General features: G+C 69.5%; 1 pseudogene. It reads left to right on the forward strand.

What is annotated here, in order from left to right:
- Positions 1-68 precede the first annotated feature (68 nt).
- Positions 69-728, forward strand: a pseudogene (locus tag MZTS_RS21350) (IS630 family transposase); the annotation flags it as partial.

The raw sequence follows: 728 nt of genomic DNA on the forward strand, positions 1-728 counted from the left end.
TAGAGCCGTGCCCGAGCGGGTTGGGCCGGCGCGGGAGTTGGGACGTTGAGGGGTAAAGGAGGATGCCGATGCCTTCGCCCTTGTCCGTCGATCTACGCCAGCGTGTCGTCTCTGCCGTTTGGGAGGGGGCGTCCTGTCATCAGGCGGCCGCCCGGTTCGGGGTCAGCGTGTCCAGTGCCAGCCGCTGGTCGGAACAGTTCCGCCAGGAGGGGCGGCTCGCGCCTAAACCGTCGGGTGGCGATCACGCCTCGCACCGGATCGAGGCGCAGGCCGACCTGATCCTGACGACCTACGAGGCGCGGCCCGCAATCTTCCTGCACGAGTTGTGCGATGCCCTGGCCGAGCACGGCGTGCAGACCAGCACGAGCAGCCTGTCCCGCTTCTTCGCCCGGCACGGCATCACCCGTAAAAAGGGGCGATCCAGGCCGCCGAGCAGGCGCGCGAGGACGTAAGGGCGGCCCGCGAGGCTTGGTTCGCGAACCAGGACGCCCTCGATCCCGACAGACTGGTCTTCCTCGACGAGACCGCCGCAGCCACCAACATGGCGCGCCGCTACGGTCGGGCTCCGCGGGGCGAGCGCTGCCGCCTCGCCGTCCCGCACGGGCATTACAAGACCACCACCATCACCGCCGCCCTGCGCAGCGATGGCCTGTGTGCCACTTCCCTGTTCGACGGAGCCACCAACGGCGCACGCTTCCGGACCTACGTCACCGACACGCTCGTGCCCG

The sequence above is a fragment of the Methylorubrum zatmanii genome, from assembly GCF_014845115.1.
GTDB classification, from domain to species: domain Bacteria; phylum Pseudomonadota; class Alphaproteobacteria; order Rhizobiales; family Beijerinckiaceae; genus Methylobacterium; species Methylobacterium zatmanii.